This window comes from Isoptericola sp. NPDC058082 (assembly GCF_042885055.1).
In the GTDB taxonomy this organism is placed as follows: domain Bacteria; phylum Actinomycetota; class Actinomycetes; order Actinomycetales; family Cellulomonadaceae; genus Isoptericola.
In genome coordinates this window covers 340,045-365,468 of the sequence record NZ_JBHVSQ010000002.1, presented here as the reverse complement: position 1 = coordinate 365,468, position 25,424 = coordinate 340,045, and the positions used below count along the sequence as shown (strand labels likewise).

Genomic DNA, 25,424 nt, shown 5'->3' with positions numbered 1-25,424 from the left:
CTGTGGAAAGAAAAACAAAAACCCCACCCTCCCCCCTTCCCCCCCCCCCCCCCTTTCGTCGGACCCCCCCTCCTCCCCCTCCCGCCCCAACGACCCGCCCCCGACGCCGGAGCCCGTCGTCGTCGTCGACCCGGGGGAGCGGGGTGACGGAGCGCCCGCCGGGCCGCCGCCGGTCGGCAGCGAGCCGTGGGAGCCCGTGCCCGTGCCCCTGCCGACCTACGTCACGAAGCCGGCGGCCCCCCGGCGCGAGCCGCGGCCGCTCGCGGCCCCGGGTGCCGGCCGTACGCTCCCGGCGGGCGACGCCGCGCGCGGCGCGGCGCTGGCCGCGACCGTCCGCGCGACGCTCGGCCCGACCGCGACGCCCGCCGGGGCACCGGTCGCCGAGCGGGCTCCCGGCACCCTGGGCGCCGCGTCGTCGACCGCCGACGGCACGACGGACCTGGCAGCGGCGGACGAGCCGCGACCGCGCACCGAGACCCTCGGCCTGCCGCTGGACGAGATCCTCGCCCGGCGTCGCGCGGCGGGCTGAGCCGATTTGGCGACCTGCGGTGACCGGGTGCTAATGTTGGCACCGCTCTCGGGGCTATGGCGCAGTTGGTAGCGCGTCTCGTTCGCAATGAGAAGGTCGGGGGTTCGAATCCCCCTAGCTCCACCGAAGGCCGACGGCCGCCGCACCTGGTGCGGCGGCCGTCGTCGTTCCCGGGCGCCTTTCGAACCCGCCGCGGGTCAGGCCGTGCGACGCGAGAGCAGTGCCGCGACGAGGAAGCAGAGCGCGCCGGCGAGCGTCCCGGCCTGGTCCCACCACGCGCTGAGGTAGGTGCCCGTGGAGGGCTCCACGTACGCCCCGACGGCAGAGGCGGCGAACGCCACCGAGCCGACGGCGTTGAGCCAGGTGCCGTGCCAGGTCCGGGCGTCCAGGTCCCACAGGTGCCCGCGGTCGCGGGTCGCGACGATCGCGCACGCCGACGAGACGAGGAACGCGACCGAGCCGTACGCGTCGGGCTTCCAGCCCGCGCCGAGCCGTCCCGGGTCCGCGACGGACGCGGCCAGGGCCGCGACCGTGCTCACGTTGAAGCACACCGTGCCGACGAGCTGGACCGCGGCGGCCCACCAGTCCCACCGGTCGGCGGGGTGCGTGCCCCTGCGGGGCGGGCGCCGGCCGCTGAGGCTCAGCTGCACGACGGCGGCGGCGGTGAAGAACACCGACCCGACGACGAACGTGACGCCCGCCCCGACCTCGCCGACCGCGTCGGCGTAGGGCGGGAGCGCCCCGACGAGGAAGCACAGCGACCCGACGGCGAAGCCCCACGCCTCGCGGCGCAGGCGCCGGCGCGAGGTGCTGTCGACGTCCTGGCCCGCCTCGGACACCTCTGCAGCGTAGGAACGGGGGCGGGCGGCCTCAACCGCCCGGCCGCTTTTCACCCCGGTGCGGTCCTCACCAGCGGCGGCGCACCGTCGCCTTGCCGCCGGTGACGAGGCTGCGGGCCGGCACGTCGTCGGCGACGACGGCCCCGGCGGCGATCACGGAGTCCCGGCCGATGGTCACGCCCGGCAGGACGGTGGCCCCGGCCCCGATCCACACGTTCTCCTCGACGACGACCGGGCCGCCGGTGAGCCACACCCTGCGGTCGTCGGTGTCGACCGGGTGGCCCACGGTGATGAACGTGACCTTCGGCGCCACCATGACGCGCTCGGCCAGCCGGATCCCGGCATAGTCGAGGAACGTGCAGTTCTGGTTGACGAACACCCGCTCGGCGAGGTCGAGGTTCAGCCCGTGGTCCGTGTAGAAGGGCGGGTAGATCGTCGTCCTCGACGGCGGCGGACGGCCGAGGATCTGCTCGAACAGCTCCGCCTTGCCCGCCTCGTCGTCGAACGGCAGCACGTTGAGGCGGGAGGTGAGCTCGGTGGCGCGCAGCACCCGCTCGGACATGGTGCGGAACTCGGGGCCGTGGATGCGCAGGAGGAGGTCGCTCGGCATCCCCCGATGGTGCCGGGCGGGTGCGACATCGCCTGCTCACGACCGTCGGGACCCGGGCGCCTCCCAGGGGAGCCGGGTGGTCACCGGCTCGGGCGCGGGCAGCGGCGCGCCGACCGTGCCACGAGCGGCCGGTCGCGGGGCTGCGCCGAGGCGGACGACGGCGGTGCGGTCGTCGATGCGGACGGCGGCGAAGGCGCCGTGCGCCGGCACCTCCGGCGGCACCGGGACGGCGTGCCGTCCGGCCGGCAGGTCCGCGTCGACGAGCGCCACGGCGTGGGGGACCGGGTCGGGCGGGACGGGCACGGCCCAGAGTGCCGTGGCCGTGACGTGCGCGGGGTCGGCCAGCGTGACGTGCAGCTCGCGGGCCTCGGCGTCGTGCTCGACGCCGGGCACCGGGCCGCCGACGATCTGCTCCACCTGGGCGGTGAGCAGCGGCGCCATGCCGCCGAGCCCGCTGTGGAACCGGACGTCGGGGTTGCGACGGAGCAGCTCCGCCTCCAGGAGCTCGCGCTGCCGAGGCGGCACCTGGCCGCCGAAGAGCACGAGGTCGAGGTCGCGGGAGTCGTAGTCCTCGAGCACCCGGTCGAACCGGTTGGTCGCGTTCGCCGCGATGCCGCGGGCGCGCAGCATCGCGACCGTCTCGGTGAGGGCTCGGGCGCTGCGGCCCACCACGAGGACCCGCGTCGTGCTGTCGCTCATCGTCCTGCTCCTTTGTTGGAACGTCCAAGATTGGTACAACCAACATACATCAACCGTGGGTCGTCCCAACATCCCGCTAGGCTCGGGGCATGCGCGAGCCACTCCCTCCCCGCCGCACGCCCGACCGGCAGAAGGATCGGCCGACGTGGCTGCTGGGGCGCGCCGCGGCGCGGTCGTCCGCCTTGCTCGCCGGCGCGTTCGCCGAGCACGGCGACGGTCTGCGTGGCTACCACTACCGGCTCCTGGCCGCGCTCGAGCAGTGGGGGCCGGAGAGTCAGGCCGACCTCGGGCGGGACACCGGCATCGACCGGAGCGACGTCACCGGCGCGCTCCGGGAGCTCGAGGACCGCGGCCTGGTGCGGCGGGAGGCGGACGCGACGAACCGGCGCCGCAAGATCGTGTCGGTCACGCCGTCCGGCCTCGCGGTGCTCCGGGAGCTCGACGGCGTCCTCGACGGCGTGCAGGAGGCGCTCCTCGCGCCGCTCTCCGCCGCCCAGCGGCGGCAGTACGCGGAGATCATGGTGCTGCTCGCCGGCTCCTGACCGGCGCGGCGTCCCGACCGTCCGGCGTGTCCTGCCGCGCGGGTGTGACGAGGTCGTGGAGGCCGTCGACCAGCGGTCGGTGGATGCGCAAAGATGAGGGGCGTGCCCCTCCGGAACGTCCGATTCGTCCTGCCCGTCGTCCTGACCGGTGCACTCGCCCTCACCGGCTGCGCGGCCTCGCCGCCCGGCGAGGCGGCGAGCCCGTCGACGGGCGCCCCGGCCGTCGCGGTGCGCGACCTGTCCACGCACACGGTGCTCCTCGACGCCGCCGACCCGGCCGATCTCGCGCTCACGACGAGCCAGACGGTCTTCGCGCGCTCGGAGGTCGTGGTCCTCGCCGACGCGGACGACGCGGGGGCGCGGGAGGCCCTGGCCGCCGCGGCGGTGGCCCTGCACGCCCCGGCCCTGCTGGCCGACGGCGCCGGGCCGGGCGTCACCGAGGAGATCGAGCGGCTCGGTGCGCGTGCGGCGGTCGTCGTCACGGGTGACCAGGCGGGACCGGGCGACGGCGACGCCGACGGCACGGACGCCTCGGAGGCTCCCGACGGTGACGCCGAGGCCGACCCGGGTGCGGCGGCGCGCCAGGTCGCGGACGCCGCGGGCGTCCAGGCGATCACGGTGAGCCCCGACGTCGTCGGCGGCGAGGACGGCGAGGAGGCCGAGGGCGACGGCGCGGGCCCGACGCTCGAGGACGACGACCTGGAGGATCTCGTCGATCGCCTCGACTCCCTGCTCGGCGGCGGCCCGGGGGCCTCCCCGTCCGCGTCGGGGGGGACCGAGGGTGCGCCGCGGCTGCTGCGCGAGGTGCTGGCGCTGGTCGACCCGCAGGAGGGGCAGGAGGCCGCGATCGCCTCGCTGCGTGCGGCGGGGGCCGTGACGACCGAGGTGCGCGGCGGTGACCTCGCGTCCCGGCGCGTCGTCGAGACCGTGGACCGGGCGCAGGCGCTCACCGTCGTGGGGGTGGGGCGGTCGTTCGGCGACGCCGGCACGTTCGCCTGGCGCGTGGCGGCCGCGGAGCGCGCCGCGCTGCTGCCCACCGGCTCGCAGCACCTGCTGCCGGCGCGGTATGTCGCCGTCGACGCGACGGTCTGGGACGACCCGGCCGCCGCCGTCGCCCGCGCACAGGCCGCGGCCGCCGCGTACGCGCCGGGCGAGGACGCGCCGGACGACGCTGCGGACGACCCCGTGGTCCCGACGCTCGTGCTGCCGGTCAGCGCGACCGCGAGCGGCCCGGGCGAGGACGGCGACTGGGTGACGCAGGAGGACGTGGAGTCCCTGCGCCCGCTGGTCGACGCGGCGCGGGACGCCGGGGTGTACGTGCTGCTCGACGTCGGCGCCGGCACCGCGCCGGTGGTCGAGCAGGTGCGGGCGGCCGAGGCGCTGCTGCGGACGCCCGGGGTGGGGGTCGCCCTGCACCCTGAGGCCCGGGTCGGCGACGGCGCCGCGACGACGTCCCACCAGATGACGGCGGCCGAGGTCGGCGAGGTGACCACCTACCTGGCCGACCTGGTGTCGCGGGAGGGCCTTCCGCCGGCCCTGCTGGTCGTGCACCAGACGCGACCGGAGTCCGTGCCCGACCGGTCCCTGCTGCGTTCGGTGCCCCAGGTGGAGACGCTCGTCCTCGCCGACCTGACCGGCGGCGCCACCACCGGGGAGTGGGTGTGGAACCAGGTGAGCGCCGACCTGCCCGACGGCGTGCACCTCGGGTGGTCGGGTCCGGCGTCCGGGGTGACGGGGCCGGTCGTGCCGTCCGATCCCGCGCCGGTGCTGATCGCCACCTCCTGACGGGCCGCGGTCGTCGCGCGGCGTCGTTGACAGGGGTTCGGCCGATTCGGCAGGATCGCTAACGTAACGTTTCGATCCTCCGTCGGCGCCGACCGGGTGCCGTCGGCCCGCGCCCCTGGAGACCGATCATCGTGCTGTCCCTGATCCCGTGGCCCACCGTCGTCGACGGGCAGGACGCCGCCCCGCTCGCCCTGGACGTCGCCCGTCTCGTCGTGCCGGACGACGCCCTCGCCGTCGTCGCGGCCGAGCAGCTCGAGGCGGTGGGCGTGCGTGTCGTCGATACGGCGCCGGGCCAGGAGCCCGCCGAGGCGGACGGCGCCACGCCTGTCGTGCTGCGGCTCGACGCCGCCGCCGGGCCCGAGGGCTCCGACAACCCCGAGCGGTACACGCTGCGGGTCACGACGGCGGGCGTCGAGGCCACCGCGCCCGAGCCGGTCGGCCTGCTGCACGCGGTGCGCACGCTGCGCCAGCTCGTCCCCGCCGCGGGCGAGGCGGGTGCTGCGCGCGAGGTCCCCGCCGTCGTCGTGCACGACGCCCCCCGGTACGGCTGGCGCGGGCTGTCGTTCGACGTCGTGCGGCACTGGTTCGGGCCCGAGGACATCCGCGCCGTCGTCGACCTGGTCGGCGCGTTCAAGCTGCGCGTGCTGCACCTGCACCTCACCGACGACCAGGGCTGGCGGATCGAGACGCCGTCGCGCCCCGAGCTGGAGAAGGCGTCCGACAGCCAGGTGGGGGGCGGCACGGCCGGGTTCCTCACGGTGGACGACTTCCGCGAGCTGCAGGAGTACGCGGCGGCGCGGTTCGTGACGATCGTGCCCGAGTTCGACATGCCCGGGCACATCAACGCGGCCACGCAGGTGTACGGGGCGCTGACGAAGGACGGCCTGCCCACCGAGCCGTACGACGGCATCGAGGTCGGCTTCTCCCGGCTCTGGTTCGACAACCCGGCCACCGAGCCGTTCCTGCGCGACGTCATCGGCGACGTCGCCGCCATGACGCGCGGCGACTGGGTGCACGTCGGCGGCGACGAGGTGCACACGATGGAGGTCGAGGAGTTCGCGAAGTTCGTCGAGCTCGCCGCCCGGATCGTGCGCGAGCACGGCAAGACGCCGATCTTCTGGCAGGAGGGCGCGCGCGGCCCCGTCGAGCCGGGCACGCTGCTGCAGTACTGGGAGCCGAAGGGCGAGGAGTTCGCGCGCTTCGTCGCGGCGGCGCAGGCGGGCGCGCGGTTCATCATGTCCCCCGGGAACCACGCCTACCTCGACATGAAGTACACGCCGGAGCACGAGCTCGGCCTGCACTGGGCGGGGTACGTCGAGCTGCGCGACTCCTACGACTGGGAGCCGACCGCCGTCATCGACGGGCTGCCCGCCGACGCCGTCGAGGGCGTCGAGGCCGCCGTCTGGACCGAGACGATCACCACCCGCGACGAGCTGTTCTCCATGCTGCTGCCGCGCCTCGGCGCCGTCGCCGAGGTCGCCTGGACCGCTCCCGAGCGCAAGGACTGGGACGGGTTCCGCGCCCGCACCGCGGCGCAGGCGCCCGCCTGGCGTGCCGGCGGGTGGGCGTTCCACCAGACCCCGCAGGTCGACTGGCCGACCGTCTGAGCGAGGGGAGCGCGGTCAGGCCCCGGGGCGCACGGACTGCCGGAGGAACTCGAGCACCGCGGCGACGCGGTTGTTGGCCCCGTCCGGCAGGTCCAGCCGCTTGTAGACGCTGGTGAGGTGGGCCTCGACCGCCTTCGGCGTGATGCCGAGCTCGGCGGCCACCCGGCCGTTCCCGCGTCCCTCCGCGACGAGCTGCAGCACCCGGAACTGCGCCACGGACAGCAGCGCCAGGGGCGTGTCCGACCGCGGCACCGAGCGGCTCACCAGGGCCGGGTCGATCACGACCCGGCCCTTCCCCACCGCGGTCACGGCCCGCACGAGCTCGCCGGGCTGGGCCGACGACCGCTTGGACAGGTAGCTCCACGCGGTCGGGGCGGCGGCGCTGATCGAGCGCACCAGGGCGAGGAGGTTGTGGCTGGACACGAGCAGGATCCGCAGCGCGGGGTCCCGCTCCTGGAGGGCACGCCCGAGGGCGATGCCGTTGCCGTCCTCGAGCTCGATGTCGAGGAGGGCGACGTCGGCCTCGGCCGGCCGGATGACGTCGAGCGCCGCGCGCTGGCCCGCCGCGTCGGCCACGACCTCGATGCCGGGCTGCCCGCGCAACAGGGCCAGGACCAGGCCGCGCACCATCGCCTCGTCCTCGACGACGGCCACGCGCAGCGTGCGGGGGGCGGCGCTCATCGTCGGCTCTCCGCCCCGGGCGACGCGACGACGAGCACCGGCAGCCTGGCGGCCAGCCTGGCCCCTCCCGCGGGTGACGGGCCGAGCGTGAGCTCCCCGCCCCGACCCTGCACCCGTGCCCGCAGGCGCGCGATCCCCGAGAGCTCCGGCTCGCCGTCGATCCCGACGCCGTCGTCGTCGACGGTGACGAGCGCGGTGCCCCAGCCGTCGGCGCTCTGGTCACCGCGGACCACGACGTCGATGACACCGGCCCGCCCGTGCCGCACGGCGTTGTTGACCCCCTCCTCGACGATGGAGAACAGCATCACCCGGTCCGCGGGGGGCAGGTCGTACCCGGCGAGCAGCGCGTCGGCGACGCCCTCGTAGCGCACGTCCATCCGGACCGTCGGCGGCAGCCGGTCCGCGAGGAGCAGCAGCGCCGCGGACAGGGCGAAGTCGCCCGCCAGGGGGTACAGGGTGTGGGCCACCGTGCGCACCTCGGACTCGCGGAACTCGTCCAGCGCCTCGGAGACCGCCTCGACGGAGCGCGCCGCGCTCTCCTGTCCGGCGCGCCGCAGCTCGTCGCGGACCGTCTCCAGCTCCCGGATCGCCAGGACGAGGCGCTGCTGCAGGCCCCCGTGCAGCTCCCGGGAGACCTCGCGCCGCACCCGCAGCTCCTCCTTCTCGGCCTCGATGCGCGCGAGCTCGGTGCGCTGCGTCTCCTCCAGGTGGCGACGCTCCTCGTCCCGGATGCGGCGACGGGTGCCCACGTAGTAGAGCGCGATCGAGATCGCGAAGGACGCCTCGAGGGTGGCCAGCACGGTCTCGACGACGAGGAACTCGGTGGACGCGCCCTGCGGCAGGCCGAGGTACACCGCTCCGGTGCGGGTGGCCCCGATCCCGAGGCTCAGGCCGACGACGAGGGCGATACGCGCCCCGCGCGACCAGTGCAGGATGTGCAGCCTGAGCAGCAGCGCCGCCGCGAGCGCGCTCGCGACGACGACTCCACCGACGAGGAGGGCGGTGACGCGGACGACGAACACTAGCTCGGGCTGCCCGAACACCGGCGCACCGGTGCTGTCGACGGGCGCGATGCCCTCCATCTCCCAGAGCGCGAGCTCGGCGGCCGGGACGACAGCGATCAGCGCGACGCCGGTCATCGCGATGAGCGCGAAGGCACGACGCTCGTCCCGCTCCGCGTCTCGGACCACCCCTCATCGTCGACAGGGGGGACGCCTTCAGGCAACCGGAGCGGCTGCCGTCCGTCCTGCGTGCACGGCCTGGTCAGGCGCGCACGGCGTGGATCACCAGGTTGTCCCGCGCGGCTCCGGTGCTGCCTGCGCGCTGCAGGCACGTGAGCACGACGAGGCGCGCCTCGCCGTCCGGGCGGTGGCCCCAGACGTCGGGGGAGGCCGCGGCGTCGGCCTTGCTCAGCACCTCGGTGCTCTCCACGAGGTAGGTGACGCCGTCGACCCGCAGCTCGTCACCGGGGGAGACCGTGACGACGGGGTCGTGCGCCCCCGGCTCGAAGAACGCGTTGCCGGGCGCGCGCCCGTCGCGCACGGCGTGCACGGCCACGAGCCGGGGCCGGCTGCCCTCGGCCGAGGTCCGCCCCGGGTCCCGGACCTCGAACGCCTCGGTGAGCGTGGGCGGGTCGAGCGCCCCGCCCGTGGCGGACATCGAGGTGAGGGGGACGTCGAGGTCCTGGGCCGGTGCCTGGAACCGGCCGCCCGTCGCGCGCAGGTCCGCGCCCGCGACGTCGGGCCGGGCGTCGAGGCGGACGCACCGGCCGTCGAGGTCGCGCTGGGCGGCGGCGCACGTGTCGCCGCCCTGCAGCCCGAGCCAGGTCACGGTCGCCGCGCCGCCGAGCGACAGCGCGAGGACCGCGACCAGCAGGGCCCGCACCCCTCGTCTCACTCGGGCACCTCGCGGGACGTCGCCCGGTGGCGGCGCAGGGCCCGGGCGGCGCCCGCCGCGGTGAGCGCGAGCAGCGCGCCCGCGAGGAGCAGCCAGGGCGGGTCGGCCGGGAGAGCGGCACCGCCCGTGCGGGCGACGAGCCCGCTGGTGCCGGCGTCGCCGGTGGCCGTGCGGGTCGTCCCGGTGCCGCCGGTGGCCGTGCTGCGGTCCGCGGTGCCCGACCCCGGTCCGTCGTCGCCGGGGACCGCGCGGGGACCGTCGTCGCCCGGTGCGTCCTCGCCCGGTGCGTCGGGGTCGGGGGTGTCGCCGAGGATGCGGAGCAGGAGGTCGAACGTGAAGACGCGCTCGCCCACGAAGGCGCGGTTGCCGCTCGTCGCCTCCACCGGGAAGGCGTAGTCGACGGGGATGTCGACGGTGGCGCCCCGGTCCAGGGCGACCTCGTGGATCACCGTCCGACGGCCCTCCAGCTGCGTGGCGGGGACCCCGTTGACGGTCAGGTCGTCGTAGAACGAGTCGTCGGCCCAGCTCGCGTCGCCGGCGTCGCGGAAGGCGACGGCGTCGACGACGCTCGCCGTGAGCGTGCCGGCGGTCGGACCGTCGTTGCGCACCCGCAGCACCGCCCGGCCGGAGTCGCCCGGGACGACGACGACCTCGCCGAGCAGCGAGCCGTCGACGAGGATCGCGTCGCCCGGCGTCACGGCGCCGGTCAGGCGGACGAGGGGCGTGCCGTCGGTGTCGTGCTCCGGGGTGACCGGGCTCGCCGCGTCCGCCCGCACGATCGTGGCCGGGGCGGTCGCGGAGGCCGCGACCACGGCGGAGGCCGACGGGGCGACGGCCCCGGTGGCGGCGAGCACCACGGCGAGGGCGAGGGCCCGGGTGCGGTTCCTGGTCATCACGATGCTCCCTGTTCTCGGTCGGTGGTCCGCTCCGCGCGACGGCGGGTGCCCCGCGAGCGGTCGGGCGTCACGACCGCGACGACGCCGTAGAGGATGAGGCCGACGGCGGCGACCTTCACCGCCGTGGGCGCCCACGACGCGTTCGTCACGTGGCCGACCAGCGGGATCGAGTACACGACGCGGCCCTGCACCTGGTCGGCGACGATCGGGTCGTCGTCGGCGCCGTTGGCGTCGCCGCGGGTGATGAAGCCGGCAGCCCCGTCGCCGCCCCACGTGATCCCGACGACCCGGTGGGTCACCAGGGTGGGGTCGCCGGAGACGGGCTGGAAGGTCAGGACGTCGCCCACCTGGACGTCCGCCGGGTCGACCGGGCGCACCACCACGACGTCGCCGGGGGAGAGCGCCGGCTCCATCGAGCCGGTCAGCACCGTGAGCGGGGTGGCGCCCATGGCCTTGGGGACGACCACGGCGGCCCCGGCCAGCGCGAGCAGGGCGACCATGACGGCGCCGAGCAGGACGGACGCGATCCTCCCGAGGACGCGCCGCGGGCGCCCGGCGGGGCGCGACCGGAGTGCGGGGGACGACGTCGTGCCGACGGCCGGGGCCTGCCCCGTGCTGGTGGTCATGACGTCCTCCCCTCGAGCCAGGCGCGCACGTCGTCCAGCGCGATCCCCTGGGCCTCGGCCCACTCCTCGACCTCGGCGGGAAGCTCGTCCGGGTCGACGGCGGCCTCGTCGAGACCGGCCCGGTCGAGCAGGTCGAGCAGGTCGTCGGCCCACTCGGGCTCCGGCTCGGCGTCAGCCTCGCCGGCGTCCGACGGTCCGTCGTCGGACGTCTCGGTGGGCTCGGGCTCGGTGGGCTCGGGCTCGGCGGGAGAGGTCTCCGCAGGCTCGGGCTCCGCGTCGGGTTCCGTGCTCGGCTCGGGTTCCGGGGCGGTGTCGTCCGGCGCCTCGGCCGGGTCGGCCTGCTCGGTGCCGGCCGTCGCGTCGGAGGAGTCGGGCTCGGCCTCGTCGTCCGACCGGGCGGCGTCGTCCTCCCGGGCGCGCGGGGCCGCGTCGACCTCGACCTCCAGGGAGCCGCTCACGACGGGGGGCGCGGGAACCGCCGCGGAGTCGCTCCACAGGCGCTCGCGGTCGTCCACCGACTCGCCCGCCCGGACCTGCCACAGGTCCGCGACGAGGTCGCCGTCCTCCAGCCGGAGGCCCTGGTAGGCGTTCCCCGCCCACTGGTCCATCGTCACGGTGAGCGTCACGGTGAGCGCGCCGGCGGCGTCGTGCGGGAGCTCGACGGGGACGTCGGGCGCGCCGTCGAAGCGGAACGCGCCCTCGGCGTCGAGCGTCCCGGTCGCCACCTCCACGCCGTCCTGCTCGACCACGGCCGAGATCTCGAGGACCTCGAGGAGCGTGCTGTCGCGCCAGGCGGGGACCGCGAGCCGCAGGACCGCGTCGAGGTTGTCCCCGCGCATCGCCGTGCCGAGGTCGTAGGCCGCCGTGAGCTCGCCGTTCGGCTCGATCGTGCCGGGGTCCGGGGACCCGTCCGCGGCGTCGAGCGTGACGTCGAGGTCGCCGGCCGCGAGGGTCGCGGCGGGGACGGGCGCCTCCGACCGCCAGGCCGCGGTGGTGGTGCCGGTCGACCCGAGGAGCAGGGCGCCGGCGAGGGCGCCGGCGGCGAGGCTGGCTGCGCGCTTCATGGGGAGCCTCCTTCAGAGGGTCTGCAGCGGGTGCCGCCGACGCGCTCCCGGGCCGCGGTGGTCGCCGGGCCCGGGAGGCGTCAGGTGGCGGGTGCCGTCAGCGGATCTGCTCCAGCATCACGTTCATGTCCTGCAGGACGGCTTCGGTGCCCGTCAGGTCCTGCCGGTCGATCGCGCGCGGCAGGTTCCCGAGGACGAACACCCGCAGCTCCTGCATGCCCGACCCCGGGAAGTGCAGGTCGGCGGCCTCGGACACGTCGTGGGCGCCGCTCACGACGTTCCCGTTCTGGTCGGTCACGAAGAACTTCAGGCCCAGCCCCTGGGCGAGCTCGCCGTCGAGGGAGGCGCCGTGGACGGAGAGCCGGGCCTCCATGTTGTCGCCCTCGGCGTAGGCCGTCACCCGCGTCTGCCCGAGGACGAAGTCGCCGGGCACCGCCTGCCACGTGCCGAGGTCGATCTGGTGACCGACGACCTGGCCCGTGGCGGAGCCGGTGGCGTCAGGGTCGAGGGTCTGGAACTCGGTCGTGACGCCGATCGGGAGCGACTGCTCCTGCCCGAGCCAGCTGACGTCCCAGCTCAGCGCCGGGCCGACCTCGCTCGTGAGGTCCTGGGCGTCGCCGCGATCGGGCGACACGTCGAACCACTGCGTCTCCTCCGCCTGCACCTTCAGGTGGCCGGCGCGGATGACGCCCCCGGCGACCTGTCCCTGGTCGTGCCAGAGGGCGAAGGTGCCCCCCGCGCCGAGCAGCAGAGCGGCACCTGCGACACCGGCGACGATCCCCTTGGTCCTCGTGTTCATGATGGCCTCACCCTTCGTGCGGTCGCGTTGCGTATCGCGCGAGGATGCTCGCCGTGGAGGTCTTCTCCGTCGTCCGGTGACTCGCCGTCGCAACGGTCCCCAGTCTTCGGCGGCGCACGGGAGTGGTCTGACCACTGCTAGGGGAAACCCCAGTGCGGGGGTGGGTGAGAGCCGGAACTCCTAGATCCAGGACTCCAGCCGCATGACGTTCTGCCAGTAGGAGTACGGCACCTGCATGCCCGTCCACAGCGGGTAGAAGATCGCCGACACGGCGAGGATCACCACGAGCACGGCGACGATCGTCGCCACGGCGAGCGAGCGCTCGCGCCGTCGTCCCTCCGTGCGCTCCAGCGCCACGACCATGGGGTAGACGAGCGTCAGCACCACGAACGGCGTGAAGACGATCGAGTAGAAGGTGAAGATCGTCCGGTCGCTGAACGGCGGCGCGTAGGCGAACCAGGGCAGCCAGCCGGCGGCGGTGCCGCTCAGGACGGCGAGGGCGCGCCAGTCGCGCAGCCGGATCCCCAGCCAGATCGTCGCGACGAGGGCGATCGCGCCGAGGAGCCACAGCAGCGGGTTCCCGAGCGACGTGACGGCGCGGGCGCACGCCTCCGCGGCGTCGGCGGGGCACGTGCCCTGGCCGGGGGCCTCCTTCTCCCAGAAGAACGACGTCGGCCGCCACTGCACGATCCAGCCCAGGGGGTGCGAGGCGTACGGGTGGTCGGAGGAGAGCCCGGTGTGGAAGTCCCACATCTGCTGGTGGTAGTGGAGCAGGCTGCGCAGCGGGTCGGGCAGCCAGGTGACGCCCTCGCCGGGGTGCTCCGCCGCCCACTGCCGCAGGTAGGCGCCCTGGTTCACGAACCACGACGACCACGACGCGACGTAGACCACGATCGCGGTGGGCACGATCGTGAGGAACGCGGGCACGGCGTCCACGACGAGGGAGTCCTCCCACCAGCGGCCGACGCCGGCGGCGCGGCGGGCCGCGAGGTCCCACAGCACGGTGAGGATGCCGAAGACGGCGACGAACCACAGGCCCGACCACTTGGTGCCGCAGGCGAGGCCGAGGCTGACGCCCGCGGCGAGGCGCCACCAGCGGAAGCCCAGCCGCGGACCGTAGCGCGCCACGGTGCCGCCGGCGTCGAGGATCTCGGCGACCCGGCCCGCGAGCCGGCGTCTGGCCTGCTCGCGGTCCATGACGAGGCAGCCGAACGCGATCAGCACCCAGAACATGAGGAACTGGTCGAGCAGGGCCGTGCGGGAGTGCACGATGGCCTCGCCGTCGACGGCGAGCAGCAGGCCCGCGACCACCCCCATCGTGGTCGACGAGAACAGCCGGCGGGCGATCCGGACCAGCAGGAACACGGCGAGGATCCCGACGACCGCGCTGGACAGCCGCCACGCGAAGGAGCTGGTGGCGCCGCCGCCCGCGTCCATGCCGAGCCAGATCATCCACTTGCCGATCGGCGGGTGGACGACGTAGGCGGCCTTGTCGAGGTAGGTGAGGACGTCGCCGGCCTCGAACGCCGGGTTCGGCTCGTCGGGCCACTGCGCCTCGAAACCGAGGCGGCCGAGGGTGAACGCGTCCTTGACGTAGTAGGTCTCGTCGAACACGAGCTTGTGCGGCTGCCCCAGCTGCCACAGCCGGGTGGCCGCCGCCAGCAGCGTGACGACGATCGTGCCGAACCAGCCCCAGAACCGGTCGCGGCGGCGCAGGTCGAGACGGACGCGCCGCGCGCCGAGCAGCCGATCCAGCAGCTTCGCCTGCGTGGTGCGACCGTCGCCGTCCGCGGGCATCGGGGACGGCGGCGCCGGGGTGCCGGGGAACGCCGGCGGCGGGGCCCCGTGCGCCGGGGGCTCCGGCGTGCCGTCGGCCGCGGGCGTCCCGTCCGGGGCCTCGGCCGCGCGGTGGCGCGCGTGGCTCGGTGGCGTGCCCGCGGGCGCGGGATCGCCGGTGGCGGTGGCGTCGGCGTCGGGGGCGGTCACCGGGTCATCGTAGGGGGCGTGCGACGCTGGTCACCATGACCCCCGAGCCCTCCGCCGCGCCGTCTCCCGACACCCGTCCAGCCCCGCACTCCGAGGCCGGGGCGGTCGTGCTCGCGGCGACGCCCATCGGGAACGCGGAGGATGCGTCGCCGCGGCTGCGCCGGCTGCTCGCGGAGGCCGACGTCGTCGCGGCCGAGGACACGCGCCGCCTGCACGCCCTGGCCGCGCGACTGGGCGTGACCGTGGCCGGGCGCGTGACGTCGTACCACGAGCACAACGAGGAGGCCCGCGCCGACGAGCTGCTCGACGTCGTCGCGGACGGCGGCACCGTGCTCGTGGTGTCGGACGCCGGCATGCCCGCGGTGTCCGACCCGGGCTACCGCGTCGTGGCCCGCGCCGTGGAGCGGGACCTGCGCGTGACGGCGGCCCCCGGTCCGTCGGCGGTGCTCACCGCGCTCGCCCTGTCCGGGCTGCCCACCGACCGGTTCACCTTCGAGGGGTTCGTGCCGCGCAAGGCGGGGGAGCGGTCGCGGTGGCTCGGCGCGCTCGCCGCGGAGCCGCGCACGATGGTCTTCTTCGAGGCGCCGCACCGGATCACCGACACGCTGCACGCCATGGCCGACGCGTTCGGCCCCGCCCGGCCCGCCGCCGTCTGCCGTGAGCTGACCAAGACGTACGAGGAGGTGCTCCGCGGCCCGCTCGCGGACGTCGTCGCCGAGGCCGACGCCCGCGCCGCGGGCGGCGAGGGGCTGCGCGGCGAGATCTGCGTCGTCGTCGGAGGCGCGCCCGCGGGTGCGGCTCCCAGCGTCGAGGACCTCGTGCCCGAGGTCCTGGCCCGCGTCCGCGCGGGGGAGCGGCTCAAGGCCGCCGTCGCCGACGTCGCCACCGCGGCCGGGGTGCCCAAGCGCGACCTCTACGCGGCCGCCCTCGCCGCGAAGTAGCTGCCGAGCATGCAGTTGCGCACGTCCTGAGCGCTCAGAACGTGCACGGGTGCATGTTCGGCCGTCAGGCGGCGGTCGAGGGGGTGAGCTCGACGCCGGCGGCGGCGAGCTCGGCGCGGGCCTGCTCGCCCTGCTCGGGGCTGACGGGGATGGTGAGGTCGGTGAGCACGCGCGTCGCCAGGCCCAGGCCGACGGCGTCGAGGGCGGTGCGCTTGACGCAGTGCGACTCGACGAGTCCGACGACGTCGACCGCCTCGACGCGGGCGTCGCGCAGCGCCTGCTCCAGCGTGCGGCCGTCGGCGTCCGTGCCCTCGAAGCCGGAGTAGCCGTGGGCGTACTGGCCCTTCTTCACGGACACGTCCGGGCGCAGGCCCGCGAGGGCGGGGTGCAGCTCGGCGTTCGGCGTGCCGGCGAGGCCGTGCGGCGGCCAGGAGTCGACGAAGTCGGGGTGGTCGCTGAAGTGGTCGCCCGGGTCCACGTGCCAGTCCTGCGTGGTCACGACGATCTCGTACCGGTCGCGGTGCGCGGCCGCGTAGGCCGCGACGTCCGCGGCGACCTGGTTCCCGCCGTCGACGGCGAGCTCGCCGCCCTCGCAGAACGTGGGCTGGACGTCGACGACGATCAGGGCGCGGACGGAGGCGGGCACGGCATCGCTCATGCCACCCAGCCTGCCACGGTGCGCGGCGGATCAGGGACCGTCGCCGCCGCCACCACCGCCGTCGAAGAATCCCCCGCCGTCCAGGTAGCCCATGCCGAACGCGTCCGCGGAGCGACGGTTGCGCATGTCCATCTTGTCGGGCTCGAGCCGGGGGTCCGCGGCCCAGGAGGGCGGGCGGCGCTCGGAGGGATCGAGGCGCGGCAGCTTCTCGCGGCGGTGGAACGTGGCCCTGAGCCTTGCGCTGAGATTCATGACGACCCCTCCGTCGGAACCGCAGTCCGAAAACCGTTCGTCAAGAGTAGGTCGCGAGTCGGTCGGGTGTCGACGACGGTCACCCGGGGCACCAGCGCCCGGGCCGCGTCAGCAGTAGCCGCCGCCCGCGGAGTCGGGGCAGTAGAGCGGCTGGACGGCCATGGTGCCGGCAGCGGGCCGTCCGCGCTCCTCCGCAACAGAGAGGGGCGGGAGGCCCGGCCGCGCGGCGGGACGGGTCCGGCCGCCACGACGGAACAGGCGTCGCAGGCGTTCGGTGATCGACATCGCAGTCCCCCTTGACCGGTTCTTGGGGGAGAGCATGCCAGTCCGGCGGCTCGGTGTCGACGGTGGCGGCCGCGCGCAGCAGGATGGGGTCATGAGGCGCCATCCGACCCGCCGCCCGGGGGCCGCCGCCCCCGTCGCGGCGCTCGTGCTCCTGCTCGCGGCCTGCGGCGGCCCGGGCGACGACCCGGACCCGGCGACGCGGTCGTCGTCCCCGGAACCGACGGCGAGCGACACCCCTGCGGGGACCTCCGCGGCACCGGCGGCCACGCCCGACGTCTCGGTCGAGACCGTCGTCGACGGTCTCGACGTGCCCTGGGGGCTCGCCGCGCTGCCGGACGGCGCGCTGCTGATCAGCCTGCGCGACGAGGCCCGCCTGGTGGTCGTGGACCCCGACGCCGGCACGACGACGGACGTCACCGGTCCCGGTGCGGACGCGCTCGCCGCGCAGACCACCCCCGACGGCGAGGGCGGGCTGCTCGGCGTCGCGCGCGACCCGGGCTCGGGCGACGTGTTCGTCTACCGCACCGGCGCCGACGACAACGCCGTGCTGCGCGGCGCGCTGGACGGGACGGAGCTCGGCGGGCTCACGACCGTCCTCGACGGGATCCCGCGCGCCGGGCACCACGACGGCGGCGGGCTGGCGTTCGGCCCCGACGGCTTCCTCTACGTCGGCACCGGTGACGCGGGGGACGGGGAGGCGTCCCAGGACGCCGCGTCGCTCGCGGGCAAGATCCTGCGCGTCACGACCGACGGGGATCCGGCGCCCGGCAACCCCGACCCCGGCTCGCCGGTCTGGACCTTCGGCCACCGCAACGTGCAGGGCCTCGGCTGGGACGCCTCGGGCCGGATGTTCGCGAGCGAGTTCGGGCAGAACACGTGGGACGAGCTCAACCAGATCGAGGCGGGCGGCAACTACGGCTGGCCCGACGTCGAGGGGCCGGGCCTCGAAGGGCAGCCGCAGGCGGGCGACGGCACCGTCGCGCCGGTCGCCTGGTGGCCCACCTCCGACGCGTCGCCGTCCGGCCTGGCCGTGACCGACGACGCCGTGTACCTCGCCGGGCTGCGCGGCGAGCGGCTGTGGCGCGTGCCCTTCGGGAGCACGGCCTCGGGAGCGGACGAGGAGGACCCGAGCCCGGGGGCGAGCAAGGGCGCGGTCGACGCCGACGGGAGCGCCCGACCGCTCGGGGAGCCCCAGGCCCTGCTCGCGGGCGAGCTGGGCCGGCTGCGCAACGTGGCGCCCGTCGAGCCCGGGGGTGGGGACGCCGGTGGCCTGTGGGTGCTGACCAACAACACCGACGGCCGCGGCTCGCCGCGGGACGGCGACGACCGCCTGGTGCGGGTCACCTTCGGCTGACGGGCGGAGGCAGCGGGCCGGAGCCGGGGTGCGGACGGCTCGGGACGCCCCGTCGCGCGGGCCCTAGAATCGCCCGCATGACCCACATCCTCTCGGCCGTGGCGTGGCCCTACGCCAACGGCCCGCGGCACATCGGCCACGTCGCCGGCTTCGGCGTTCCCTCCGACGTCTTCAGCCGGCACATGCGGATGGCGGGTCACGACGTGCTGATGGTCTCCGGCACGGACGAGCACGGGACGCCGATCCTCGTGCAGGCGGAGCAGGAGGGCGTGACGCCGCAGCAGCTCGCGGACCGCTACAACCGCGTCATCGTCGAGGACCTCACGTCGCTCGGGCTGTCCTACGACCTGTTCACCCGCACGACGACGCGCAACCACTACGCCGTCGTGCAGGAGATGTTCCGCACGGTGTACAAGAACGGCTACATGGTCGAGAAGACCACGATGGGCGCGATCTCCCCGTCCACCGGCCGCACGCTGCCCGACCGGTTCATCGAGGGCACGTGCCCCATCTGCGGGTACGACGGCGCGCGCGGCGACCAGTGCGACAACTGCGGCAACCAGCTCGACCCGATCGACCTGATCAACCCCCGCAGCCGCATCAACGGCGAGACGCCGAAGTTCGTCGAGTCGAACCACTTCTTCCTCGACCTGCCGGCGCTCGCGGACGCGCTGGGCGACTGGCTGCGCACCCGCACCGGCTGGCGCCCGAACGTGCTGAACTTCAGCCTCAACCTGCTCGACGACATCCGGCCGCGCGCCATGACGCGCGACATCGACTGGGGCATCCCGGTGCCGCTCGAGGGCTGGGAGGAGAACCCGACCAAGCGGCTGTACGTGTGGTTCGACGCCGTCATCGGGTACCTCTCGGCGTCGATCGAGTGGGCGCGGCGCACGGGCGACCCGGAGGCGTGGCGCGCGTTCTGGAACGAGGAGACGGCCCGCTCCTTCTACTTCATGGGCAAGGACAACATCACGTTCCACTCCCAGATCTGGCCGGCCGAGCTGCTGGCCTACGACGGGAAGGGCTCGCGCGGCGGTGCGCCGGGCCCGTACGGGACGCTGCAGCTGCCCACCGAGGTGGTCAGCTCGGAGTTCCTCAACGTCGAGGGGCAGAAGTTCTCCAGCTCGCGCGGCGTCGTCATCTACGTCCGCGACATGCTGGCGCGCTACCAGCCGGACGCGTTCCGCTACTACGTGGCGGCCGCGGGCCCGGAGAGCCAGGACGTCGACTTCACGTGGGACAGCTTCCTGCGCCGCACCAACGACGAGCTCGTGGCGGGCTGGGGCAACCTCGTGAACCGCACCGCGAGCATGGTGCACAAGAACTTCGGGCAGGTCCCGACGCCGGGCGAGCTGGCCGACGTCGACCGCGGCGTCCTCAAGTCGACGTCCGCGGCGTTCGGCACGGTCGGCGGGCTCATCGAGTCCAACCGGCAGCGGGCGGCGGTCGCGGAGGCCATGCGCGTGGTCGGCGACGTCAACCGGTACGTGTCGGAGACGGAGCCCTGGAAGCTCAAGACGGACCCGGACCGCCTCGCGACCGTGCTGCACACGGTCACGCAGGCCGTGAGCGACTGCAACACGCTGCTCAGCCCGTTCCTGCCGCACTCCGCCCAGCAGGTGCACGAGACCATGGGCGGCACCGGCACCTTCGCGCCCCAGCCGCGCATCGACGAGGTCACCGACCTCGACGACGAGACCCGGCAGTACCCGGTCATCACGGGCGACTACGACTTCCCCTCGTGGGAGTCGCGTCCCGTGACGCCGGGCACCGAGATCGCGAAGCCCACCCCCGTGTTCACCAAGCTCGACGACTCGATCGTCGAGGAGGAGCTCGAGCGGCTGCGCGAGAAGGCCTGAGGTGGGGCGCAAGCGCGAGCGCGGGTTCCCGGCGGAGCCCGCGCCCCTGCCGGTGCCCGTCGCCGACAACCACACGCACCTCGACGCGATCGCCGGGATCCTTCCCGACGGCGCGCCCGTCCCGACCGCTGCCGAGCACCTCGCCCGCGCGGCGGCGGCCGGCGTGGACCGGGTCGTGCAGGTGGGCTGCGACCTGCCGGGCATCGACTGGACCGTCGACCTGCTGGCGGCGGGTCACCCGGGCGTGCTCGCGGCCGTCGCGATCCACCCCAACGAGGCCGTGCTGCACGCCGGCGTCCGCGAGGTCGGCCCGGACGGGCTCGAGCCCGACCCGGCGCCCCACCACGGGGTGCCGCTCGACGATGCGCTCGACCGGGTCGCGGAGGTCGCGCGTTCGCACGATCGCGTGCGCGCGATCGGGGAGACGGGCATGGACCTGTTCCGCACCGGCCCCCTGGGCGAGGCCGTGCAGCGTAACGCGTTCCGCGCCCACGTCGCGCTGGCGAAGGAGCTCGGCCTGGCGCTGCAGATCCACGACCGCGACGCGCACGCGCAGGTGATCGACGTCCTGCTCGCCGACGGCGCCCCCGAGCGCACCGTCTTCCACTGCTACTCGGGCGACGAGGAGATGGCCGCGCTCGCGGCGGAGCACGGCTGGTTCCTCTCGTTCGCCGGCCCGGTGACGTACCCGAGGAACGACCACCTGCGGGCGGCGTTGCGCGCCGTGCCCCTCGAGCTGGTGCTGGTCGAGACGGACGCGCCGTACCTGCCGCCGCACCCGTACCGCGGGCAGCCGAACGCCCCGTACGTCGCGGCGCACACCGTGCGCGCGATGGCGGACGTCCTCGGGCGCCCGCTGGACGAGGTGTGCCGGACGCTCTCGGCGACGTCCGAGCGCGTGTACGGCGCGTGGTGAGCCCCCGGGTGAGCGGTTCGTGAGCGGTCGAGGGCTTCCCCCCTGGTCACGGTTCCGTTACGGTCTGGTGCTCGTGCGGAGGTCGAGGACGGAGCGCGCGTCGGACACGGCGACGGTCCCGTCGTCGACCCCACGCCGCGGGGCCCTCTCGGGCCCCGCGCGTCACGTCGTGCACGGCACGGTGGTCCTGGCGCTGGTGGGCGGCACGGTCGCGGTCACGCAGGTGCACAAGACGATGACGATCGACTACGACGGCCACGTCGCGACCGTCGGCTCCTACGGTGCGTCGGTGGCCGACGTGCTGCGCTACCACCACATCCCGCTCGGCCCGGACGACCTGGTGCAGCCCGCGGCGTCGTCGCCCGCGGCGGACGGCGGCCAGGTCGTGGTCCGCTCGAGCCGTGAGGTGACGGTCGAGATCGACGGGGAGGTCACCACCTTCCCGACGACGGCGCACACGGTCGGCGAGCTCCTGGCGGCGCTCGGCCCCCGGGGGTCGGACGCCGTGACGTCGGCGTCGCGCACCGCTCCGCTGGACCGGACCCCTGTGCGGGTGTCGACCACGAAGACCGTGCAGGTGGCGGTGGACGGCCTGGTGCTGCCGATCCGCACGGCGCAGTCGACGGTCCGCGACGTGCTCGCGACCGCGGGCATCACGCTCGGCGAGCACGACCGCACGTCCGTGCCGCTCGGCGCGGCGGCCGTCGACGGGATGGTCGTCATGGTGAGCCGCGGGAACACGGACGCCGACCGGAAGACCGAGGTCATCCCGTTCGAGACGGAGCGCGTCGAGTCCGACGAGCTGCCGAAGGGGTACGAGGTGGTGCGCACGGCCGGCGTGCCGGGGGAGCGCGTCACGACCTACGAGGTGCGCACCCTGGACGGCGCCGAGGTGGAGCGCACCGTGGTCGACCGCGAGGTCACGCGCAAGCCGGTGGACGAGGTCGTCGTGGTGGGCACGCTCGAGGTCTCCACGGCCAACCCCGACCCGGGTTCCGCGAAGGCGATCGGCAAGGCGATGGCCGCCGAGCGCGGCTGGGGCGCCGACCAGTACACCTGCCTCGAGAAGCTGTGGGACAAGGAGTCGGGCTGGCGCTGGAACGCCGAGAACCCGTCCAGCGGCGCGTACGGCATCCCGCAGTCCCTCCCCGGCTCGAAGATGGCGACCGCCGGGTCGGACTGGCGCACCAACCCGTCGACGCAGATCGAGTGGGGCCTGGGCTACATCTCCGGGCGGTACGGCACCCCCTGCGGGGCCTGGAGCCACTCCGTGTCGGTGGGCTGGTACTGACCGCTGCCGGTCGAGCCCGCCGACACCGGGGTCGTGGTCCCGACACGCTCGGGCGACGTGTGAGACAGGTCACCCCGGTCGTGGCGACTTATCGGACAGCAGGGGACAGACGCGGGCATCCGTACCATAACCAGGCTTGGCCGATGGTCACGATCCGGTTACGGTCTTCGGAGCCACCGGATCGACCACGACCCCGACAGCCAGTCGGGACCCCGCCGTCGTGACCGGACCGCACGACGACTGGACCTGTGTGAACCCCTCGAACGAGACTCCCCACTCCTCGGCCGAGTCGATGCCCGAGGCTGGGCCCGACGCAGCGGCCGCCTCCGCGACGACCGCCACGCGCCGTCGCCGTCGGCTCCCGCTCATCGCGGGTCTCGCCGCCGGCGCGCTCGTCGTCGCGGGCGGTGCGGCCACGGCCTACGAGAGCGCGCGCAAGAGCGTGACGCTCGACATCGACGGCGCGACGCGCACCGTCTCGACCTTCTCCGGCTCCGTCGCCGGCCTGCTGGACGCCCAGGGCGTCGAGGTGGGCGAGCGCGACGCCGTCACCCCGTCCGTCGACGCCGCCCTGCGCGACGGCTCGCAGGTCGTGGTCCGCTCCGGGCACGAGCTCACGGTGGACGTCGACGGCGAGCAGGACGACGTGTGGGTCACGGCGCTGGACGCCGAGGAGGCCCTGCGCGGCCTCGACGCCCGCGGCTCCGACGTCTCCCTCGTCGCCTCCCGCTCCGGCGACCGCGCGTCGCTGCCGCTGCAGCTCGACGCCGACCAGCCGGTCGCCGTCGTCGCGGACGGCACCACCACGGTGGTCGACGACGGCTCCGTCGGCCTGGAGGCGATCCTCCAGGGTCTCGGCCTGACCGCCGACGACGACGACCACGTCTTCGTCGAGCGTCAGACCGCCAAGACCGACGGCGACCCGGCGGTGCGCATCGTCATCGAGCGAGTCGAGACGAAGAAGGTCACCAAGAAGGTCGCGGTGGACCACAAGGCGCGTACCGAGAAGGACGCCGACCGCTTCGCCGACCTGGGCACCAAGGTCGCCCAGGAGGGCAAGGACGGCGAGCGCACCCTCACGTACCGCGTGACCACGGTCGACGGCGACGTCGTCGCCAAGAAGAAGCTCTCGGACAAGGTGACGACCAAGCCGGTCACGGAGGTCGTCGTCGAGGGCACCAAGGCGCGCCCGGAGCCGGAGCCCGAGCCGGAGCCGAAGGAGAGCTCCTCCGGCAGCTCGTCCTCGTCGTCGAGCTCCTCGGGCTCGTCGTCCGGTTCGACGTCGAAGGCCACCGGCTCGGCGCCCGCGGGGGTGTGGGCCGACCTCGCCCAGTGCGAGTCGGGCGGCAACCCGGCGACGAACACCGGGAACGGCTACTACGGCCTGTACCAGTTCTCCGCGCAGACCTGGCACGCGATGGGCGGCTCCGGTCTCCCGTCGGAGAACTCGGCCGCCGAGCAGACGCGCCTCGCCAAGAAGCTGCAGGCGCAGTCCGGCTGGGGCCAGTGGCCCGGGTGCGCGGCCAAGCTCGGCCTGCTCTGACCTGACGTCCGTCGGGCCTCGTGCCCGCCGGCGTCGACCGACCGCCCGGGACGGCACCGCCGTCCCGGGCGGTCGTGCGTCGGGGCCCTGCGCGCGCCGGGCGGGCTGTGGGTCTCGTCACGACGCCGCCGACAGATTAGGTCTCCGATAACGAATCGGTTACGGTCGGGTGTCCCGCGTGCGAGCCGTGCTCGACAGGTGTATGTGACGCGGGCCCTGAACCGCCGGATCGGTGGGTCGGAACTCGGCGCCCTCGGGCGCGGGGGCCGGGAGCGAGGCGCGAGCGCGCCGCCCCGGTGCGTGACGGGCCGCCGGCCCGCCCCCGACCACCGTGCCCGGACAGCACGACGACTGGACTCTCGTGACCCGCTCCCCCCAGACCTCTCCCGTGCCCGCCGTGCCGGACGCCGACACCGTCGCGCCCTCCACGACCCGCCCCCGCCGCCGCTGGCCGTTCCTGGCCGCCGCGACCGTCGCCGCGGTCGCCGTCGCCGGTGGCGCCGTCGCCTACGCCGACGCCCGCAAGACCGTCACGCTCGACGTGGACGGCGACGTGAAGACCGTGACGTCCTACTCCGGCTCCGTCGACGACCTGCTCACCTCCCAGGGTGTCGTCGTCGGCGACCGCGACCTCGTGACCCCGGCGGCCGGCGCCACGCTCGAGGACGGCTCCGACGTCGTCGTGCGCTCCGGCAAGGAGCTCAGCCTGCAGGTGGACGGCAAGGACACCGACGCCTGGGTCACCGCGCTCGACGCCGACGAGGCGCTCGACAGCCTCACCGCTCGCGGCGGCGACGTGCGCATCGTCGCCTCCCGTGACGGCGAGCGCGCCTCGCTGCCGGTGGACGTCGACACGGACGGCCCGGTGGCCGTGGTGCACGACGGCACGACCGACGTGGTCGAGGACGCGGAGGACGTCGAGGCCGTGCTGGCCGAGGCCGACGTGGAGCTCGGGAAGAACGACCGGGTGCACGTCACCGACGCCGCCAACGCCGAGGTGAAGAAGCACGTCGCCGCGGCCGTCGCGGACCAGCAGAAGCAGGCCGAGAAGCAGGCCACGAAGGACGGCGCGCAGACCGAGCAGGTCGCCGCCGAGGCCGCTGCCCCCGCGCCGCAGGTGGCCGTCGTCGTGCAGCGCGTCGAGACCAAGAAGGTCACGACCACCAAGGCCGTCGACCACAAGACGACGACCAAGAAGTCCGGCGACCGGTACTCCGACGTCGACGCGAAGGTCGTGAAGAAGGGCAAGGACGGCGAGCGCACGATCGTCCACCGGGTCACGACGGTCGACGGCAAGGTCGTGAAGAAGACCAAGGTCTCGGACGAGGTCACCACCAAGCCCGTGACCCGCGTGCTGGTGAAGGGCACCAAGGAGCGCCCGGAGCCCGAGCCGAAGACGCCGTCCTACTCCGGCTCGACCCGGTCGATCGGCAAGCAGATGGCCGCGGCGCGCGGCTGGTCCGGCGAGCAGTGGTCCTGCCTCGAGTCGCTCTGGACCAAGGAGTCGGGGTGGAACGCCTCGGCGGCCAACCCGTCGTCCGGCGCGTACGGCATCCCGCAGTCGCTGCCGGGCTCGAAGATGGCGTCGGCCGGCTCCGACTGGCAGACCAACCCCGCCACGCAGATCGAGTGGGGTCTCGGCTACATCGCCGACGTCTACGGCACGCCGTGCGGCGCGTGGGGCCACTCGCAGTCGGTGGGCTGGTACTGAGCCGGCTCCCCGGCCGTCCCTGAGTCGTCGGCCGCGGGCCGACGAATAGACT

The 25,424-nt window shown here is 74.8% G+C and carries 25 protein-coding genes and 1 tRNA gene; 12 read left to right on the top strand and 14 right to left on the bottom strand.

The genetic code is table 11. The annotated features are described in order from the left end of the window. The first annotated feature begins 202 nt into the window (after nucleotides 1-202). Complete coding sequence (locus ACFVS0_RS04630) at nucleotides 203-529, top strand: hypothetical protein (protein ID WP_430587297.1); 327 nt, start codon at nucleotides 203-205, stop codon at nucleotides 527-529. A 50-nt stretch (nucleotides 530-579) separates the two neighbouring features. Then, nucleotides 580-652 (top strand) — tRNA-Ala (locus ACFVS0_RS04625). 74 nt (nucleotides 653-726) lie between these two features. Here the strand turns inward: ACFVS0_RS04625 and ACFVS0_RS04620 are convergent. The 3 genes from ACFVS0_RS04620 to ACFVS0_RS04610 all read right to left on the bottom strand — a co-directional run bounded on the left by ACFVS0_RS04620 (nucleotide 727) and on the right by ACFVS0_RS04610 (nucleotide 2,677). Further along, nucleotides 727-1,368 carry a hypothetical protein gene (locus tag ACFVS0_RS04620; protein WP_430548711.1) on the bottom strand — a complete coding sequence of 214 codons (642 nt, stop codon included), beginning with the start codon at nucleotides 1,366-1,368 and terminating at the stop codon, nucleotides 727-729. Between the two features lie 67 nt (nucleotides 1,369-1,435). Further along, entirely contained in the window at nucleotides 1,436-1,978 is a 543-nt protein-coding gene (locus tag ACFVS0_RS04615) for a sugar O-acetyltransferase (protein WP_430587296.1), read from the bottom strand. A gap of 36 nt (nucleotides 1,979-2,014) precedes the next feature. Further along, on the bottom strand, nucleotides 2,015-2,677 hold the full coding sequence (locus ACFVS0_RS04610; protein ID WP_430587295.1) for a hypothetical protein: 663 nt from the start codon (nucleotides 2,675-2,677) through the stop codon (nucleotides 2,015-2,017). An 89-nt stretch (nucleotides 2,678-2,766) separates the two neighbouring features. Between ACFVS0_RS04610 and ACFVS0_RS04605 the strand changes: the two genes are divergently transcribed. From ACFVS0_RS04605 to ACFVS0_RS04595, 3 genes are all read left to right on the top strand, one after another. Further along, nucleotides 2,767-3,219 carry a MarR family winged helix-turn-helix transcriptional regulator gene (locus ACFVS0_RS04605; protein WP_430548714.1) on the top strand — a complete coding sequence of 151 codons (453 nt, stop codon included), beginning with the start codon at nucleotides 2,767-2,769 and terminating at the stop codon, nucleotides 3,217-3,219. Between the two features lie 102 nt (nucleotides 3,220-3,321). Next, nucleotides 3,322-5,004 carry a hypothetical protein gene (locus ACFVS0_RS04600; RefSeq protein ID WP_430564153.1) on the top strand — a complete coding sequence of 561 codons (1,683 nt, stop codon included), beginning with the start codon at nucleotides 3,322-3,324 and terminating at the stop codon, nucleotides 5,002-5,004. A 131-nt stretch (nucleotides 5,005-5,135) separates the two neighbouring features. After that, nucleotides 5,136-6,611, top strand: coding sequence for a family 20 glycosylhydrolase (locus ACFVS0_RS04595; RefSeq protein ID WP_430587294.1), 1,476 nt, complete (start codon nucleotides 5,136-5,138; stop codon nucleotides 6,609-6,611). A 15-nt stretch (nucleotides 6,612-6,626) separates the two neighbouring features. On the opposite strand, the gene ACFVS0_RS04590 is transcribed toward ACFVS0_RS04595, so the two are convergent. The 8 genes from ACFVS0_RS04590 to ACFVS0_RS04555 form a co-directional block, all read right to left on the bottom strand. Further along, nucleotides 6,627-7,292, bottom strand: coding sequence for a response regulator (locus tag ACFVS0_RS04590; protein WP_430587293.1), 666 nt, complete (start codon nucleotides 7,290-7,292; stop codon nucleotides 6,627-6,629). After that, nucleotides 7,289-8,482, bottom strand: a complete 1,194-nt coding sequence (locus tag ACFVS0_RS04585) for a sensor histidine kinase (protein ID WP_430587292.1) — start codon at nucleotides 8,480-8,482, stop codon at nucleotides 7,289-7,291. The genes ACFVS0_RS04590 and ACFVS0_RS04585 overlap by 4 nt, the downstream gene beginning before the upstream one ends. A 73-nt stretch (nucleotides 8,483-8,555) precedes the next feature. After that, on the bottom strand, nucleotides 8,556-9,188 hold the full coding sequence (locus tag ACFVS0_RS04580) for a hypothetical protein (protein ID WP_430587291.1): 633 nt from the start codon (nucleotides 9,186-9,188) through the stop codon (nucleotides 8,556-8,558). Beyond that, nucleotides 9,185-10,081: a hypothetical protein gene (locus tag ACFVS0_RS04575; protein ID WP_430587290.1), complete on the bottom strand. Its 897-nt coding sequence runs from the start codon at nucleotides 10,079-10,081 to the stop codon at nucleotides 9,185-9,187. Before ACFVS0_RS04575 ends, ACFVS0_RS04580 begins: the two co-directional genes overlap by 4 nt. Next, nucleotides 10,081-10,710, bottom strand: a complete 630-nt coding sequence (locus tag ACFVS0_RS04570; RefSeq protein ID WP_430548721.1) for a signal peptidase I — start codon at nucleotides 10,708-10,710, stop codon at nucleotides 10,081-10,083. Before ACFVS0_RS04570 ends, ACFVS0_RS04575 begins: the two co-directional genes overlap by 1 nt. Then, nucleotides 10,707-11,774 (bottom strand): hypothetical protein, encoded by a 1,068-nt coding sequence (locus ACFVS0_RS04565; protein ID WP_430587289.1) that lies wholly within the window; start codon nucleotides 11,772-11,774, stop codon nucleotides 10,707-10,709. The genes ACFVS0_RS04570 and ACFVS0_RS04565 overlap by 4 nt, the downstream gene beginning before the upstream one ends. A gap of 97 nt (nucleotides 11,775-11,871) precedes the next feature. Continuing rightward, entirely contained in the window at nucleotides 11,872-12,573 is a 702-nt protein-coding gene (locus ACFVS0_RS04560; protein WP_430587288.1) for a SipW-dependent-type signal peptide-containing protein, read from the bottom strand. A 180-nt stretch (nucleotides 12,574-12,753) separates the two neighbouring features. Then, a complete protein-coding gene (locus ACFVS0_RS04555; protein ID WP_430587287.1) occupies nucleotides 12,754-14,559 on the bottom strand; it encodes a dolichyl-phosphate-mannose--protein mannosyltransferase in 1,806 nt (601 codons plus the stop codon). 35 nt (nucleotides 14,560-14,594) lie between these two features. Between ACFVS0_RS04555 and rsmI the strand changes: the two genes are divergently transcribed. After that, nucleotides 14,595-15,500 (top strand): 16S rRNA (cytidine(1402)-2'-O)-methyltransferase, encoded by a 906-nt coding sequence (rsmI, locus tag ACFVS0_RS04550; RefSeq protein WP_430564144.1) that lies wholly within the window; start codon nucleotides 14,595-14,597, stop codon nucleotides 15,498-15,500. Between the two features lie 64 nt (nucleotides 15,501-15,564). Here the strand turns inward: rsmI and ACFVS0_RS04545 are convergent, their stop codons facing one another. The 3 genes from ACFVS0_RS04545 to ACFVS0_RS04535 form a co-directional block, all read right to left on the bottom strand. Further along, nucleotides 15,565-16,158 carry an isochorismatase family protein gene (locus tag ACFVS0_RS04545; RefSeq protein WP_430587286.1) on the bottom strand — a complete coding sequence of 198 codons (594 nt, stop codon included), beginning with the start codon at nucleotides 16,156-16,158 and terminating at the stop codon, nucleotides 15,565-15,567. A gap of 30 nt (nucleotides 16,159-16,188) precedes the next feature. Continuing rightward, nucleotides 16,189-16,410, bottom strand: coding sequence for a hypothetical protein (locus ACFVS0_RS04540; protein ID WP_430548730.1), 222 nt, complete (start codon nucleotides 16,408-16,410; stop codon nucleotides 16,189-16,191). A gap of 108 nt (nucleotides 16,411-16,518) precedes the next feature. Next, the gene (locus ACFVS0_RS04535; protein ID WP_430564142.1) at nucleotides 16,519-16,695 is read right to left on the bottom strand and encodes a hypothetical protein; all 177 of its coding nucleotides are present in this window, start codon (nucleotides 16,693-16,695) and stop codon (nucleotides 16,519-16,521) included. A gap of 91 nt (nucleotides 16,696-16,786) precedes the next feature. Between ACFVS0_RS04535 and ACFVS0_RS04530 the strand changes: the two genes are divergently transcribed. From ACFVS0_RS04530 to ACFVS0_RS04505, 6 genes are all read left to right on the top strand, one after another. Next, nucleotides 16,787-18,049: a PQQ-dependent sugar dehydrogenase gene (locus tag ACFVS0_RS04530; RefSeq protein WP_430587285.1), complete on the top strand. Its 1,263-nt coding sequence runs from the start codon at nucleotides 16,787-16,789 to the stop codon at nucleotides 18,047-18,049. A gap of 77 nt (nucleotides 18,050-18,126) precedes the next feature. Beyond that, nucleotides 18,127-19,911 carry a methionine--tRNA ligase gene (metG, locus tag ACFVS0_RS04525; RefSeq protein WP_430548733.1) on the top strand — a complete coding sequence of 595 codons (1,785 nt, stop codon included), beginning with the start codon at nucleotides 18,127-18,129 and terminating at the stop codon, nucleotides 19,909-19,911. Between the two features lies 1 nt (nucleotide 19,912). After that, nucleotides 19,913-20,827 (top strand): TatD family hydrolase, encoded by a 915-nt coding sequence (locus ACFVS0_RS04520; RefSeq protein ID WP_430587284.1) that lies wholly within the window; start codon nucleotides 19,913-19,915, stop codon nucleotides 20,825-20,827. A gap of 169 nt (nucleotides 20,828-20,996) precedes the next feature. After that, the gene (locus ACFVS0_RS04515) at nucleotides 20,997-22,118 is read left to right on the top strand and encodes a ubiquitin-like domain-containing protein (protein WP_430548735.1); all 1,122 of its coding nucleotides are present in this window, start codon (nucleotides 20,997-20,999) and stop codon (nucleotides 22,116-22,118) included. Between the two features lie 220 nt (nucleotides 22,119-22,338). Continuing rightward, nucleotides 22,339-23,661: a transglycosylase family protein gene (locus ACFVS0_RS04510; protein WP_430548736.1), complete on the top strand. Its 1,323-nt coding sequence runs from the start codon at nucleotides 22,339-22,341 to the stop codon at nucleotides 23,659-23,661. A 361-nt stretch (nucleotides 23,662-24,022) separates the two neighbouring features. Further along, nucleotides 24,023-25,372 (top strand): G5 domain-containing protein, encoded by a 1,350-nt coding sequence (locus tag ACFVS0_RS04505; RefSeq protein ID WP_430587283.1) that lies wholly within the window; start codon nucleotides 24,023-24,025, stop codon nucleotides 25,370-25,372. Nucleotides 25,373-25,424 lie beyond the last annotated feature (52 nt).

What these genes read in the sequence shown, in the direction of transcription:
- ACFVS0_RS04605 (WP_430548714.1), top strand. Translation starts at nt 2,767, where the DNA reads ATGCGCGAGCCACTCCCTCCCCGCCGCACGCCCGACCGGCAGAAGGAT.
- ACFVS0_RS04545 (WP_430587286.1), bottom strand. Translation starts at nt 16,158, where the DNA reads ATGAGCGATGCCGTGCCCGCCTCCGTCCGCGCCCTGATCGTCGTCGAC.
- ACFVS0_RS04540 (WP_430548730.1), bottom strand. Translation starts at nt 16,410, where the DNA reads ATGAATCTCAGCGCAAGGCTCAGGGCCACGTTCCACCGCCGCGAGAAG.
- ACFVS0_RS04530 (WP_430587285.1), top strand. Translation starts at nt 16,787, where the DNA reads ATGAGGCGCCATCCGACCCGCCGCCCGGGGGCCGCCGCCCCCGTCGCG.
- ACFVS0_RS04565 (WP_430587289.1), bottom strand. Translation starts at nt 11,774, where the DNA reads ATGAAGCGCGCAGCCAGCCTCGCCGCCGGCGCCCTCGCCGGCGCCCTG.
- ACFVS0_RS04535 (WP_430564142.1), bottom strand. Translation starts at nt 16,695, where the DNA reads ATGTCGATCACCGAACGCCTGCGACGCCTGTTCCGTCGTGGCGGCCGG.
- ACFVS0_RS04615 (WP_430587296.1), bottom strand. Translation starts at nt 1,978, where the DNA reads ATGCCGAGCGACCTCCTCCTGCGCATCCACGGCCCCGAGTTCCGCACC.
- ACFVS0_RS04575 (WP_430587290.1), bottom strand. Translation starts at nt 10,081, where the DNA reads ATGACCAGGAACCGCACCCGGGCCCTCGCCCTCGCCGTGGTGCTCGCC.
- metG (WP_430548733.1), top strand. Translation starts at nt 18,127, where the DNA reads ATGACCCACATCCTCTCGGCCGTGGCGTGGCCCTACGCCAACGGCCCG.
- ACFVS0_RS04610 (WP_430587295.1), bottom strand. Translation starts at nt 2,677, where the DNA reads ATGAGCGACAGCACGACGCGGGTCCTCGTGGTGGGCCGCAGCGCCCGA.
- ACFVS0_RS04570 (WP_430548721.1), bottom strand. Translation starts at nt 10,710, where the DNA reads ATGACCACCAGCACGGGGCAGGCCCCGGCCGTCGGCACGACGTCGTCC.
- ACFVS0_RS04590 (WP_430587293.1), bottom strand. Translation starts at nt 7,292, where the DNA reads ATGAGCGCCGCCCCCCGCACGCTGCGCGTGGCCGTCGTCGAGGACGAG.
- rsmI (WP_430564144.1), top strand. Translation starts at nt 14,595, where the DNA reads ATGACCCCCGAGCCCTCCGCCGCGCCGTCTCCCGACACCCGTCCAGCC.
- ACFVS0_RS04560 (WP_430587288.1), bottom strand. Translation starts at nt 12,573, where the DNA reads ATGAACACGAGGACCAAGGGGATCGTCGCCGGTGTCGCAGGTGCCGCT.